Raw genomic sequence first — 14,049 nt, 5'->3', positions numbered from 1 at the left:
CCGGAAAACGCATTCACAAAATCGTGCATCGGATTGGCGGAGGCGAGATGCGCCCGTCGCGCAACCGGACATGCCCGCTGCTATGCTCGATCGCGCCGTATCGGACGAAGAAATCCGGAAGGGAGCGAACCATGATGTCATCTGACCATTCGCGGCGCAGCATGATCAAAGGCATCGGCATTGCAACGGCCGCCGGCGTGTTCGGCGCAGCGTCGGCACGGGCCGCCACCGCGGTTCCTGCCGAAGGAGAAATATGGAGCAACGAATACTGGGCGAAGAAGGATGACATCCCCTTGTGGATGTTCCGCAAGCGGATCGGCGCGCCGAAGCCGGGCGAGCCGGCGCGGCCCGTGGTGTTCTTCGTCCACGGCTCGTCGGTGACATCGCGGGTGTTCGACCTCACGGTGCCGGGCAAGGGCGAGTATTCGCTGCTGAACACATTTGCCCGCTACGGCTTCGATTGCTGGACCATGGACCACGAGAACTACGGCAAGTCCGGCCGCACGTCGGGCAATGCGGACATCGCGAGCGGCGTCGAGGATCTGAAGGCCGCGGTCGAGGTGATCGCGCGCGAGACCGGGCAGGAGCGATATCACTTCGTCGGCGAATCCTCGGGCGCGCTGCGGGCCGGCGCATTCGCGATGGCCGCACCCGAGCGCATCGACCGGCTGGTGTTCGCGGCCTTCACCTACAAGGGGGAGGGCTCGCCGACGCTGGCAAAGCGCGCCGAGCAACTCGCCTATTACCGCAGCCACAACATGCGCAAGCGCGACCGCGACATGATCCGCTCGATCGCGACCCGCGACAGGCCCGGCACGTCGGACCCCGCCGTGGTCGAGCTGCTGGCCGATGTCGAGATGCAGTTCGGCGACCAGATCCCGACCGGCACCTATCTCGACATGACCGCCAATTTGCCGGTGGTGCATCCGGAGAGGGTGCTGGCGCCGGTGCTGCTGGTTCGCGGCGAATATGACGGCATCGCCGCGGTTCCGGACCTCGAGGAGTTCTTCAACAAGCTGCCGAACGGCGATCGGCAGTTCATCATCCTGCCCGGCACCGCCCATTCGGTGGCGCTTGCCACCAATCGGGAGCTGTTCTGGCATGTGACGCGGGCATTCCTGACCATGCCGACACCGATTGTGACCTGACGTCACCCTGCGGCAGGACGCCGCAAGAAAAATCGGCGCGGTGATGTCGGGACGCGGCGAGGCGGTTCGTCCTCGGGGCACAACCCCGCGAAAAGGAGCGCCTTTCATGGCCAAGCCGACAATGATCTTCGTCAACCTGCCGGTCAGCAATCTCGCCCACGCGACCGCCTTCTATGAGGCGATCGGCGCGACCAAGAACGCGCAATTTTCCGACCACACCGCCTCCTGCATGGTGATCTCCGACACGATTCACGTCATGCTGCTGACGCACGACAAGTTCCGCGAATTCACCCCGAAGAAAATTGCCGACACCAAAACCACGAGCGAAGTGCTGATCTGCCTGTCCGCCGACAGCCGCGACGCGGTCGACGGCTACGTCGCCAAGGCAACGGGCGCGGGCGGCAGCGCCGATCCGTCGCCGCAGCAGGATTACGGCTTCATGTACGGCCGCAGCTTCGAGGATCCCGATGGTCACATCTGGGAAGTGATGTGGATGGACGTCGAGGCGGCGATGAAGGCGCAGTCCGCCGCGGCGACCGCCTGATCGCATCCCGCCATCACGAGGAGCTCAGCATGTCGAAGGTATCTCCCTGCCTGTGGTTCAACGGCGAGGCCGAGGAGGCCGCGAACTTCTACGTCTCGCTGCTGCCCGGTTCGCGGATCGAGACCGTCCAGAAGAATGTCATCGACAGCCCCGGCGGAAAGGCCGGCACGGTGCTGCTGGTCGAATTCACGCTCGCCGGTCAGCGCTTCATGGCGCTGAACGGCGGGATGAGGATGGAGCATACCCACGCGGTCTCGTTCGCGATCGACTGTGTCGACCAGGCCGAGGTCGATCGCCTGTGGGACGCGTTGCTCGCGGCCGGCGGCACCGCCGAGCAGTGTGGCTGGCTGCGCGATCGCTATGGCGTCGCATGGCAGATCGTGCCGGCGGCGGTCCGCCAATATCTCGGCGGGTCCGACGCCGGCGGCGCTGCGCGCGTGATGCAGGCCGTGCTCGGGATGATCAAGCTCGATATCGAAGGTCTGCGCCAGGCCTATGAGGGCGACGCGGCGGCGTAAGGCAGGGCTTCGCTGGCACCGCCCGGCTCGCCGCCTTCGCTAAAGCTTCGGCGAGCCAGGGATTCGTGGCCTCGTCGAAGCCTTGGCGTAGACGGGACCGGGCGATCCAGCATTCCAGAGATTTCGGTGCTCGGCCGACAGGCCGCGGCGTACTCGATGCCCGCATGAAGCGGGGCATGACAGTATGGGCATCGATGGTTCCGTCACATGACCGTGGCGACGGATCGCGGATGCAGCTGATATCGTATATTTGTCACAAGCTGTGTTCCCCTCGCACCATGCTTGCCCTTTGAACACCGTATCCAAATCTCCTTCTGTTCCGCGACGTCCCGCCGCGCGCACGGCGATCGTCGCAGCAATCGTCTTCATCGTCGCCCATGTCGTGCTGCTGCTCGGGATCACGGCGCCGGACAAGCTCTATTTCGACGAGGTGCATTACGTGCCGGCGGCGCGGCAGATGCTGCTGCCGGTGCGCGAGGGCCCGATCCTCAATCCGATGCATCCGCCGCTTGCCAAGGAGATCATCGCCCTCTCGATCAAGGCATTCGGCGATGGGCCGCTGGGATGGCGCTATCCCGCGGCGCTGTTCGGTGCGCTGGCGCTGGTCGGCGTCTATCTCGGCGGGCTTGCGCTGTTCGCGTCGCAGCAACGCGCGATCGCTGCCGCGCTGCTCGCCTTCTTCAACCAGATGCTGTTCGTGCAGTCGCGGATCGCGATGCTGGATATTTTCGCGCTCGCTTTCGGCCTGTTCGCGATCGCGGCGTTCGTCCACGGCTTCAGGCAACAGCAGCCGCAATTCGCCCTTGCGCTGGCGGGGCTGTTCGCGGGGCTTGCCAGTGCCTGCAAATGGAGCGGGCTGTTCGTGCTCGCGACCTGCATCGCGATCGTCGCTGCGATCCGCTTGATGCAGGGCTGGCGCACGCGCTTTGCCGACGCCAATGCGGAGGATTGGTACCGGCCGGAGCTGTGGCCGGATTTTCGTGTTCCGCACTTCATGGTCTGCTTCGTGCTGATCCCGGCGGCCGTCTATCTCGCGACCTTCGTGCCGCTCTACGGCCTCTCGTTCACGGATATCATGGAGGCGCAGCGTCGCATCTTTGCCGACAACACCACGGCCGCCATCGCGGGCCACACCTATATGAGCTCATGGCCGTCCTGGCCGTTCCTGGTGCGCCCGGTCTGGTACCTGTTCGAGAAGGTCGGCGATGACAGGTTCGCCGCGATCGTGCTTCTCGGCAACCCGGTGGTGCTGTGGCCGGCATTGATCGCGCTGATCATTGCGCTGCGCGACTGGATCGTCGGGCGCGGCCGTGATGCATTTCTCGTGCTGGCGTTCTACCTCGGCCCGTATCTCGCCTGGGCGCTGCTGCCGCGCACGCTCGGTTTCATCTATTACTATCTCCCCGCGGCGACCACCGCGAGTTTCGTGCTGGTCTACGCCTTGACGCGCAAGGGTGCGCCGCGCTGGCTGCTGTGGGCGTTCGTTGCGGTTGGATGCGTAGGGTTTGTTGCGATGCTGCCGGTCACGGCCGCTGTCATCGAGACGTCGATGGCGACGTTCAACCGCCTGATGCTGTTTCAGGGCTGGATATGACGGTCTTTGAAGTAGTGATCCGCCTGCCGGGCATGGCAGGCGGATCGGGGCTGCGGGAGATTACTGCGAGGCGGTCTTGGTATCCATGTTGACGACCTGCACGCGTCGATTGGTCGGGTCCATCGGCGCGCTCGGGTCCTTCGGCCGGGTCTTTCCGTAGCCGACCGTCACGAGATCCGAGCCGTTCAGGCCGTAATGTTCGACCAGAAATTTCTTGATGGTGTCGGCGCGGCGCTCCGACAGGTCCTGGTTATAGGCCTCGCCGCCGATCGCGTCGGTGTGGCCGGCGACGACGAAGGTCGAGCCCTTCATGCTGGCATCGGACAGTGCCTTGCCGAGCTCCTGCACCGCCTGGGTCGAGCCCTTGCTGATGTCGGCCGAGTTGTAGTCGAAGTGGATCTCCAGATCGATCTTCGGCTTGTTCGCCGCGATGTCGGCGATCTCCTGGCGTTCAACGCGCGACAACGAACGGGTCTGCCGGTTGCGGACGGTGTTGAGGAAGCTTGCCTCCTTGGCGGAAGCCGCGAGGTCGACCTGCGTGCCGGCGGAAAGGCCGCGGGTGGCCGACTTCGGCTTCAGCGCATTGAGAATCTGTGCGGCAGGAACGGCCTCGCTGCCGGCCAGTGCGACGCCCGCCGTCATCGACAGCGCGGCGCCGATCGTCAGAAAAGACAAGGAAAAAGAGCGGGTCATGGTTTTCGTCCTCAAATGTCGGGCTAGCCAATCCGGCTTGCTGTCGTTTTGATGCTGGAAGAATAGGACCGGTTCAAAGCCCGGAATGTGATCTGGGTCACGGTTGGGTGTGCCGCCCCGCCTTGCGCCAGGCAGGCAGACGGGAAGCGAGGACATCATGGCCAACGTCAATCGTGTCCTCCGCTCGATCAATGACGAAGCTGCCTCGCGCTGCGTCGATATCTTCCTTCGCCCGGACGGCAGCATCGGCTTCGAGGAATATCGGCGGGACGTCGAAGATGGCCGTGGCTGGTTTCCGGTCGGCGGTCATTCGTCCCGCATCTTCCATGGAGAAAGCGCCGCGCTCGCGGCGGCGATCGGGGACGTTCCGTGGTTGCGGCGGGTCGTCGGATCGACGTAGCCGTTCCGAATGATGCGGAGCTGATTTCCGCCGCGCGGCTCTCCACAGCTGCGCGAATCTCACTACATTGCTGGGGCAATGTCCCGCGCCGCCGAACCCCTTTCGTTGAACAATGCTGTGGCCCGCCATATCTGGCTGCGCGCGCAGCGGCTCGATACCCAGGTGCCGTTCGGCGAGGGGGCGTCAGCGGTGGCGGCCGCCGTCGATCATCTCGGCTATGTGCAGATCGACACCATCAACGTGATCGAGCGCTGCCATCACCACATCCTGTTCAGCCGCATTCCGGACTACCGCCGCGCCGACCTCAAGCAGGCGCAGAGCCGGGACAAGAGCGTGTTCGAGTACTGGACGCACGCGCTGTCCTACATTCCGTCCAAGGACATCGGCTTCTTCCTGCCGGCGATGAAGGCGCACAAGCGCGAGGGCCACAAATGGTTCTCGTCGGTGACCCCGGCGGATACGCGCAAGGTGCTGCGGCTGCTTCGTGCCGGTCCGCTGACGATCCGCGACATCGATGACGACGTGCTGACCGAGAAGGAGCATCTCTGGCAGAGCCGCAAGCCCTCCAAGCGCGCGCTGCAGCTCGCCTTCTACGGCGGCGTGGTCACGATCAGCGAGCGCGCCGGCATGCTGAAGACCTATGAGTTGATGACCCGGCACTTCGGCTGGGACAAGCCGCCGAAGCCGGCCCCGGCCTCGGCCCGGACGGCCTATCTGCTCGACCGCGCGCTGCGCTCACAGGGCATCGTCAGCCTGGATTCGATCTGCCATCTCGACGCGCCGAGCAAGAAGGCGGTGCGCAGCCTGATCGAGGCGAGGGTGCGCCGCAAGGAGCTGGTGCGGATCGCGCTCGATGGCGCCGGCAAGCAGGAGCATTGGGCGCGGCCCGAGGTGCTGGACGCGACCGGCGAGGGTGATCCCACCCTGGTCCACATCCTCTCGCCGTTCGATCCGCTGATCATCCAGCGCAAGCGCACCGAGCTGTTCTTCGGCTATGGCCACCGTTTCGAGGCCTATGTGCCGAAGGAGAAGCGCCTGTTCGGCTATTTCGCGCTGCCGGTGCTGGTCGGCGACGACGTCGTCGCCGCCCTCGACCTCAAGACCGACCGGCAGAACAAGAAGCTCCTGATGCAGAAATGGAGCTGGGTCGGCAACGGCAAGAAGCAGGCGGCACGCAAGGAGCTGAAGCGGCGCATCGAGGAAGAGCTCGACCGCTTCGAGCGCTTCCAGCTGGCTGAATAGGGTGGCTCCGTCATTGCGAGCGCAGCGAAGCAATCGCGCCACAAGCGGATAAGTGGATTGCTTCGCTTCGCTCGCAATGACGCCGTGCACAAAACGCACAGGTTTCCCGTTTGCGCTGTGAGCTATGAGTTTTTGCCATTGCTCAATGTGGGGCCAGCCAATAATCCTCACGGTAAGCAACACCCGGGGAAAGCTCATGAGCCAGACAGCTACCATCGCGCCCGATCGCGGCGCCCGCAGCGAGATCGAGACGTCGACGATCCGCGCGATCTCCTGGCGGCTGATCCCGTTCCTGATCCTGGCCTACTTCTTCTCCTATCTCGACCGCGTCAATCTCGGTTTCGCTGCGCTCACCATGAACAGCGAGTTGAAGTTCTCGCCGGTGGTGTTCTCGTTCGGCGCCGGCATCTTCTTCATCGGCTATTTCATCTTCGAGGTGCCGAGCAATCTGGCGCTGGAGCGGTTCGGCGCCAGCAAGTGGATCGCCCGCATCATGGTGAGCTGGGGCGTCCTCTCGGCGTTGATGGCGGCGGTCTATGACGAGCACAGCTTCTACGCGCTGCGCTTCTTCCTCGGCGTCGCCGAGGCCGGCTTCTTCCCCGGCATCATCCTCTATCTGACCTACTGGTATCCGGCCGAGTATCGTGCGCGCTTCCTCGCCGCCTTCGCGCTCGCGGTGCCGATTTCGACCGTGATCGGCGCGCCGATCTCCGGCCTGTTGCTCGGCCTCGACGGCGTGATGGGCTTGAAGGGCTGGCAGTGGCTGTTCGTCATCGAGGGCATTCCCTCGGTGCTGCTCGGCATCGTCACCTGGTTCTATCTGACCGACCGGCCGGAGAAGGCCGAGTGGCTCTCGGCCGAGCAGAAGGCGTGGCTCAAGGCAAAGCTCGACGCCGAGGTCGCGGCCAAGCAGGCGGCGAAGCATTTCACCTTGGGCGAGGCGCTGTCCTCGCCCAAGGTGCTGGCGCTCAGCGCGATCTATTTCGGTTTCGTCGCCTCGCTCTACGGCATGCAGTTCTGGCTGCCGCAGATCGTCAAGGCGTTCGGTCTGACCAACGCGCAGACCGGCTTCGTCACCGCGATCCCGTACGCATTCGGCACCGTCGCGATGATCCTGTGGGCGCGCCGTTCCGATGCCACCCGCGAGCGCGTGTTCCATGTCGGCGCGCCGCTGCTGCTGACCGCGCTGGCGCTCGCGGTCTCCAGCTACATCACCGATCCGGTCATGACGATGGTGGTGCTGACGGTCGCCGCGATCGGCGTGTTCTGCACCTTCGCGGTGTTCTGGACGCTGCCGACCGCCTGGCTCTCCGGCACCGCTGCCGCCGGCGCGATCGCGCTGATCAACTCGATCGGCAACCTCGCCGGTTTCGGCGGGCCCTATCTGATCGGCTGGGTCAAGGAAGCCACCGGCAGCACGTCGACCGGCCTGTTGGTGTTGTCGCTGTTGCCGCTCGCCGCGGGCCTGCTGGTTTTCCTCGGCAGCCACGAGACCAAGACCGAGTTCGCCGGCGCGAAGTAGCGATGACGCGTGCGCCGTGACGGGTTGCGATGGGTAGAGCATTGGGCAACCGCGGCGAGATGATGAGTCTCGCTGCGCTCTACCCATCCTGCGACCGGGCTAGCTAGATCGGATAGCGCCACTTCAGCGCGCGGCGCACGAAGAAGATCGCGACCAGCGTGGTGCCGAGCGCGGCAAGCCAAGCCCACATCAGGACGCCGCCCTGTGCCAGGGCGTAGCGGCTCGGCGAACGTCAGCGCGACCAAAACGCCGATGAGCCCTACGCCAGACCAATAGAGGGGCGAACGCAGCATTCCAGTCGCAGCATGTTCAGCCGCGCGTTCGCGCGCTCTGCCTACCGACCAGACCAAGAAGCCGGCGTAACCAAGGGCAAAGATCCATGACATCGCCGCAACCTCGCACGCCGGTGCTTCCGGGACCGTAAAGGACGGAAGCGAAAGTCGAGGTATCGGGCGGAGGAGCCTGATCACGGCCAACCTCACGAATAGGTTATCACTGACGAATATTGACATTTATCAGTGATAAATCGATACTCTTCATCAGTCGTCAGCCTGAAGGAGATTTCAGATGTTCGTTCGTTCCGTTTTCTCGAGCTATTACAGGCTCTTGACGGGAGCATCATTGGCTTTCGCGGTGTTCGCGCTGACCGGCTGCAATGAAAAGGCGGCTGAAAACGCCGATCCGGGGCGCCCCGTTCTGGTGGCGACCGTCCATTATGAAGCTGAAACCCCTGAGCGCAGCTTTGTCGGCACCATCAAGCCCCGTATCGAAGCCGATATGGGCTTTCGGGTCGCCGGCAAGGTGGCCAAGCGGCTGGTCGAGGTCGGACAGACAGTCGACGTCGACCAGCCCTTGGCCACCCTCGACGAGGTCGACCTGAAGCTGCAGGCCGAGCAGGCGGAGGCGGAATTCCGCGCCGCCACCGGCGTGCTGGCGCAGGCCGCCGCCGCCGAGCAGCGCGCCAAGGATCTGAAGGCCAAGGGCTGGACCACCGACGCGGCACTCGATTCCGCCAAGGCCGCCGGCGACGAGGCCCGCGCGCGGCTGAACCGTGCCGAGCGCTCGGTCGAGCTGACCAGGAATTCCCTCTCTTATGCAACGCTGGTGGCCGACACCCGGGGTGTCGTCACAGCGACCATGATCGAGCCCGGCCAGGTGGTTGCCGCGGGCCAGGCTTCGATCCGTGTCGCCCGACTTGGCGAGAAGGAAGCTGTCGTCGCGATCCCCGAGACGCTTCTTGCTCGTGCCAGGTCGGGCGTAGCCACGGTGACGCTGTGGTCGGACGCCAAGAAGAGCTATGCCGCCAGGCTGCGCGAGGTCGCGCCGCAGGCCGATCCCGCCACCCGCACCTATCTCGCAAAATTCTCGCTGCCGGACGCGGACGAGGCGGTCTCGCTCGGCATGACCGCGACGCTGACGCTGGCCGACAAGGCGAGCGAGCGCGTCGCCAAGTTGCCGCTGTCGGCGCTGTACAGCCAGGGCGGCGATCCCTCGCTCTACATCGTCGACGACAAGGGCGACATCGCGCTGAAGCCGGTCAAGGTGAAGGCCTATGAGAGCAACAACGTCGTGATCTCCGGCGGCGTCGACGATGGCGCCAAGGTGGTCGCCCTCGGTGTGCAGAAACTCGATCCGAGCCAGAAGGTGCGGGTCGTGTCGTCGCTGTCGTTCTAACCCTCGCATAGCAGCGGAAACGGTTCTGGGACTGGTCTAGAACTTGGAGAGTTCGATGAAGCGCTTCAACCTTTCGGCCTGGGCGGTCAGCCATCCGACGCTGGTCCTGTTCCTGATGATCATCCTCGCCGCCGCCGGCTTCTTCTCCTATGAGAAGCTCGGCCGCGCCGAGGATCCGTTCTTCACCGTCAAGGTGGTGAACGTCTCGGTGATGTGGCCGGGCGCGACCTCGCAGGAAATGCAGATGCAGGTCGCCGATCCGATCGAGAAGAAACTGCAGGAGCTGCCGTTCTTCGACAAGGTGCAGACCTATTCCAAGCCGGGCTTCACGGCGATGCAGGTCTCCTTCAAGGATTCGACCTCGCCGAAGGACGTACCCTATCTCTTCTATCTGTTGCGCAAGAAGCTGGTCGATGTGCAGGGCGAGCTGCCCTCCGGCATCCTCGGTCCCGTCGTCAACGACGAATTCTCCGACGTCGATTCGATCCTCTATATGATGACCGGCGACGGCGCCAATTATGCGCAGCTCAAGAAGGTCGCGGAGGGCTTTCGCCAGCGCCTGCTGAAGGTGCCCGGCGTCACCAAGATCGATCTGTACGGCACCCAGGACGAGCGTATTTTCGTCGAGTTCTCGCATGCCAAGCTGGCGACGCTCGGCATCACGCCGCAGGCGCTGTTCGATTCGCTCGCCAAGCAGAATAACGTCACCCCGGCCGGTACCGTCGAGAGCTCATCGCAGCGCGTGCCGCTGCGCGTCACCGGCGCGCTTGACGGCGTCAAGGCGGTTGCCGAGACGCCGGTCGAGAGCAACGGCCGCGTGTTCCGGCTCGGCGATATCGCGACCGTAAGCCACGGCTATGTCGATCCGCCGAGCTTCAAGGTGCGTCAGGAAGGCAAGCCGGCGCTCGGCATCGGCGTCGTCACCGCCAAGGGCGCCAACATCCTCGAGCTCGGCAAGGAGGTCCAGAAGGCGACCGCCGAGTTCCTGAAGGCGGTGCCGCAGGGCGTCGATGTCCAGCAGATCGCCGACCAGCCCAAGGTGGTCGAGCACGCCGTCGGCGAGTTCGTGCACTCCTTCGTCGAGGCGCTCGCGATCGTGCTGTTCGTCTCCTTTGTCGCGCTCGGCTGGCGCACCGGCATCGTGGTCGCGCTGTCGGTGCCGCTGGTGCTCGGCATCGTCTTCATCGTGATGAACGCAATGTCGCTCGACCTGCACCGTATCACGCTCGGCGCGCTGATCATTGCGCTCGGCCTTTTGGTCGACGACGCCATTATCGCGGTCGAGATGATGGTCGTGAAGATGGAGCAGGGCTGGGACCGCATGAAGGCGGCGTCCTTTGCCTGGGAATCCACCGCGTTTCCGATGCTCACGGGAACGCTGGTCACGGCCGCTGGCTTCCTCCCCATCGGCTTTGCCAATTCTGCGGTCGGCGAATATGCCGGCGGCATCTTCTGGATCGTGGCGATCTCGCTGGTCGCCTCCTGGTTCGTCGCGGTGATCTTCACGCCCTATATCGGCGTCAAGCTGTTGCCCAACATCAAGGTGCACCAGAACCACGATCCGCACGCGATCTACGAGACGCGGATGTATCGCGGCCTGCGCAGCGTCGTGCAGTGGTGCGTCGATCACCGCATCAAGGTGGTGGCGGCGACCGTCGGCGTCTTCGTTGCCTCCATCGTTGCGTTCGGCCACGTCCAGCAGCAGTTCTTCCCGCTGTCGGAGCGGCCCGAGCTGTTCCTGCAGCTGCGTCTGCCCGAGGGCACCGCCTTCAACGTCACCGAGAAGGCGGTGAAGCAGGCCGAAGGGCTGCTGAAGGGCGATGACGACATCCAGACCTACACCGCCTATGTCGGCCAGGGCTCGCCGCGCTTCTGGCTCGGCCTCAACCCGCAGCTGCCGAACGAGGCCTTTGCCGAGATCGTGATCCTCGCCAAGAACGTCGAGGCGCGCGAGCGCGTCAAGGCCAAGATCGAGCAGGCTGCCGCCGACGGCGCTTTGAACGAGGCGCGGGTCCGGGTCGACCGCTTCAATTTCGGTCCGCCGGTCGGCTTCCCGGTCCAGTTCCGCGTGATCGGCCCCGATGCCAACAAGGTGCGCGACATCGCCTACCAGGTGCGCGACGTCATGCGCCAGAACAAGAACGTCAAGGACGTCCAGCTCGACTGGAACGAGCAATCGCCCTACCTGAAGCTCGCCGTCGACCAGGATCGGGCGCGCGCGCTCGGCCTGACCCCGCAGGACGTCTCGCAGGCGCTGGCTATGTTGATCTCGGGCGCGCCGGTCACCACGATCCGCGACGGCATCGAGAAAGTCGGCGTGGTCGCCCGCGCGGTGCCGTCCGAGCGGCTCGATCTCGGCCGCGTCGGCGATCTCACCATCACCACGCGCAACGGCGTCGCCGTCCCGCTGCAGCAGATTGCCAAGATCGAATATGCGCATGAGGAGCCGATCCTGTGGCGGCGCAACCGCGACATGGCGATCACCGTGCGCTCCGACGTCGTCGACGGCGTGCAGGCGCCCGACGTCACCAACCAGATCTCGCCGAAGCTGAAGGACGTCCAGGCCCATCTCGAGCCGGCCTACCGGATCGAGCCGGGCGGGGCGTTCGAGGAATCCGCCAAGGGCAATGCGTCGATCTTCATCCTCTTCCCCGTGATGGTGATGGTGATGCTGACGCTGCTGATGATCCAGCTGCAGAGCTTCTCGCGCCTGTTCCTGGTGTTCCTGACCGCGCCGCTCGGCATCGTCGGCGCCTCGCTGGGGCTCAACGTCGCCAACCAGCCGTTCGGCTTCGTGGCGCTGCTCGGCCTGATCGCGCTCGCCGGCATGATCATGCGCAACGCCGTGATCCTGGTCGACCAGATCGAGAGCGACGTGGCGTCCGGCCTGACCCGGCGCGAGGCGATCGTCGAAGCCACCGTCCGGCGCGCCCGGCCGGTGGTGCTGACGGCCCTGGCCGCCATCCTCGCCATGATCCCCCTGTCGCGCTCGGCGTTCTGGGGCCCGATGGCGATCACCATCATGGGCGGTTTGTTTGTTGCGACTTTCCTGACCTTGCTGTATCTGCCGGGCCTTTACGCCCTCTGGTTCCGCAAGACCCTCGAGGAAAGCGGCTCCGAGCAAACCGATACTGCGCCGCAGCATGCCGGCGATGCGCAACGCGCATTTTCGCTTGCTGAAGCGGCCGAATAATTGAAGATTGAGCAGGCCCAACATGACGCTGATCTCGGAACATAGCGAAACCGACACCCGCGAGCGGATTCTCGTGGTGGCGGAGCGCTTGTTCCGGCAGATCGGGTATCAGAAGACGACGGTCGCCGACATCGCCAAAGAGCTGCGGATGAGCCCCGCCAACGTGTACCGCTTCTTCGATTCGAAGAAGTCGATCCACGAGGGCGTGGCCCGCGGCCTGATGGGCGAGGTCGAGATCGAGGCCCGGCGCATCGCGCGCTCGGAAGGGCCGGCGGCGCCACGATTGCGCCAGATGATGACGACCATCAATCGCATGAACACCGAGCGCTATGTCGGCGATTCCAAGATGCACGAGATGGTCGAGATCGCGATGCAGGAGGACTGGGACGTCTGCGTCGCGCATATGGAGTGTATCGCCTCCATTATCGGCGAGGTGATCGCGCAAGGAGCCGCGTCGGGGGAGTTCGAGATCAAGGACCTGCAGCTCGCCTCGCTGTGCGCCTGCACCGCGATGATGCGGTTCTTCCACCCGCAGATGATCGCCCAATGTGCCACCAAGCCGGGCCCGACCATCGACCAGATGATCGATTTCGTGATCGCCGGCCTGTCGCCGCGCGGCCGCGCCAATTGAGCGCCAGCCCTTGAGCGCCAGCACTGACATTTTCGTCAGTTGACTCCTTTGTCATTCCGGGGCGATGCGTAAGCATCGAACCCCAATGCGCAATCGCGCATTGTGGAATCTCGAGATTCCGGGTCTGGTCCTTACGGACCATCCCGGAATGACGAGGACGCAATCGTGACCGCCAAAGACCTGCATTTCTACGAGCCGAAGAACGGCCACGGCCTGAAGCACGACCCGTTCAACGCCATCGTGGCGCCGCGGCCGATCGGCTGGATCTCCTCGCGCGACAAGGGCGGCAACGTCAACCTCGCGCCCTACAGCTTCTTCAACGCCTTTTGCTACGTGCCGCCGATCATCGGCTTCTCTTCCACCAACTGGAAGGATAGCGTCGCCAACATCCAGGACACCGGCGAGTTCGTCTGGAATCTGGCGACGATGGATCTCGCCAAGCACATGAACGCGACCGCGGCGCATGTCGCGCGTGATGTCGACGAGTTCAGGCTCGCGGGGCTCACGCAGGTCGCCGGCAAGCTTGTCAACGTGCCGCGGGTCGCCGAAAGCCCGGTGTCGTTCGAATGCAAGGTGAGCCAGATCGTCCAGCTCCAGGGCGCTGACGGCAAGAAGGCCGAGGCCTGGCTGACGCTCGGCGAGGTCGTGGCCGTCCACATCGACAAGGCCTTCATCAAGGACGGCGTCTACCAGACCGGCCTCGCGCACCCGATCGTCCGCGCCGGCCGCCGCGGCGACTACTTCGAGATCAAGCCGGAAAACATGTTCGAGATGATCCGGCCGGATTGAGTGCTGCTCTATCCTCCCTCTCCCCGTTCTTCACGGGGTCGAGACGAGCGAAGCTCGCTCTTAGAGGGTAGGGTGAGGGGCTGCTTCCACCAGTTGTGATG

The 14,049-nt window shown here is 64.4% G+C and carries 12 protein-coding genes; 11 read left to right on the top strand and 1 reads right to left on the bottom strand.

The window, feature by feature from the left end; all coding sequences use genetic code 11:
- Positions 1-131: 131 nt before the first annotated feature.
- The 4 genes from ACVMB1_RS25500 to ACVMB1_RS25485 all read left to right on the top strand — a co-directional run bounded on the left by ACVMB1_RS25500 (position 132) and on the right by ACVMB1_RS25485 (position 3,804).
- Positions 132-1,148 (top strand): alpha/beta hydrolase, encoded by a 1,017-nt coding sequence (locus ACVMB1_RS25500; RefSeq protein WP_141340499.1) that lies wholly within the window; start codon positions 132-134, stop codon positions 1,146-1,148.
- Between the two features lie 106 nt (positions 1,149-1,254).
- Complete coding sequence (locus tag ACVMB1_RS25495; RefSeq protein ID WP_057016942.1) at positions 1,255-1,692, top strand: VOC family protein; 438 nt, start codon at positions 1,255-1,257, stop codon at positions 1,690-1,692.
- Positions 1,693-1,721: 29 nt separating this feature from the next.
- A complete protein-coding gene (locus ACVMB1_RS25490) occupies positions 1,722-2,210 on the top strand; it encodes a VOC family protein (RefSeq protein WP_141340500.1) in 489 nt (162 codons plus the stop codon).
- Between the two features lie 289 nt (positions 2,211-2,499).
- Positions 2,500-3,804, top strand: a complete 1,305-nt coding sequence (locus tag ACVMB1_RS25485; protein ID WP_141340501.1) for a phospholipid carrier-dependent glycosyltransferase — start codon at positions 2,500-2,502, stop codon at positions 3,802-3,804.
- A 60-nt stretch (positions 3,805-3,864) separates the two neighbouring features.
- Here the strand turns inward: ACVMB1_RS25485 and ACVMB1_RS25480 are convergent, their stop codons facing one another.
- Complete coding sequence (locus ACVMB1_RS25480) at positions 3,865-4,497, bottom strand: OmpA family protein (RefSeq protein ID WP_057016944.1); 633 nt, start codon at positions 4,495-4,497, stop codon at positions 3,865-3,867.
- Positions 4,498-4,654: 157 nt separating this feature from the next.
- Between ACVMB1_RS25480 and ACVMB1_RS25475 the strand changes: the two genes are divergently transcribed.
- The 7 genes from ACVMB1_RS25475 (at position 4,655) to ACVMB1_RS25445 (ending at position 13,948) form a co-directional block, all read left to right on the top strand.
- Positions 4,655-4,897: a hypothetical protein gene (locus ACVMB1_RS25475; protein ID WP_057017018.1), complete on the top strand. Its 243-nt coding sequence runs from the start codon at positions 4,655-4,657 to the stop codon at positions 4,895-4,897.
- Positions 4,898-4,975: 78 nt separating this feature from the next.
- Positions 4,976-6,139, top strand: coding sequence for a winged helix-turn-helix domain-containing protein (locus tag ACVMB1_RS25470; RefSeq protein WP_141340502.1), 1,164 nt, complete (start codon positions 4,976-4,978; stop codon positions 6,137-6,139).
- A gap of 196 nt (positions 6,140-6,335) precedes the next feature.
- Complete coding sequence (locus ACVMB1_RS25465) at positions 6,336-7,661, top strand: MFS transporter (RefSeq protein WP_141340503.1); 1,326 nt, start codon at positions 6,336-6,338, stop codon at positions 7,659-7,661.
- A gap of 567 nt (positions 7,662-8,228) precedes the next feature.
- Entirely contained in the window at positions 8,229-9,335 is a 1,107-nt protein-coding gene (locus ACVMB1_RS25460; RefSeq protein WP_141340505.1) for an efflux RND transporter periplasmic adaptor subunit, read from the top strand.
- 55 nt (positions 9,336-9,390) lie between these two features.
- A complete protein-coding gene (locus ACVMB1_RS25455) occupies positions 9,391-12,528 on the top strand; it encodes an efflux RND transporter permease subunit (RefSeq protein WP_141340506.1) in 3,138 nt (1,045 codons plus the stop codon).
- A 22-nt stretch (positions 12,529-12,550) separates the two neighbouring features.
- A complete protein-coding gene (locus ACVMB1_RS25450; protein ID WP_141340507.1) occupies positions 12,551-13,159 on the top strand; it encodes a TetR/AcrR family transcriptional regulator in 609 nt (202 codons plus the stop codon).
- 165 nt (positions 13,160-13,324) lie between these two features.
- Positions 13,325-13,948, top strand: a complete 624-nt coding sequence (locus ACVMB1_RS25445) for a flavin reductase family protein (protein WP_141340508.1) — start codon at positions 13,325-13,327, stop codon at positions 13,946-13,948.
- Positions 13,949-14,049 lie beyond the last annotated feature (101 nt).

The sequence above is a fragment of the Bradyrhizobium sp. USDA 4504 genome (assembly GCF_054063995.1).
Note: the sequence above shows the minus strand (reverse complement) of the source record. Positions and strands in the feature narration are given on the sequence as shown.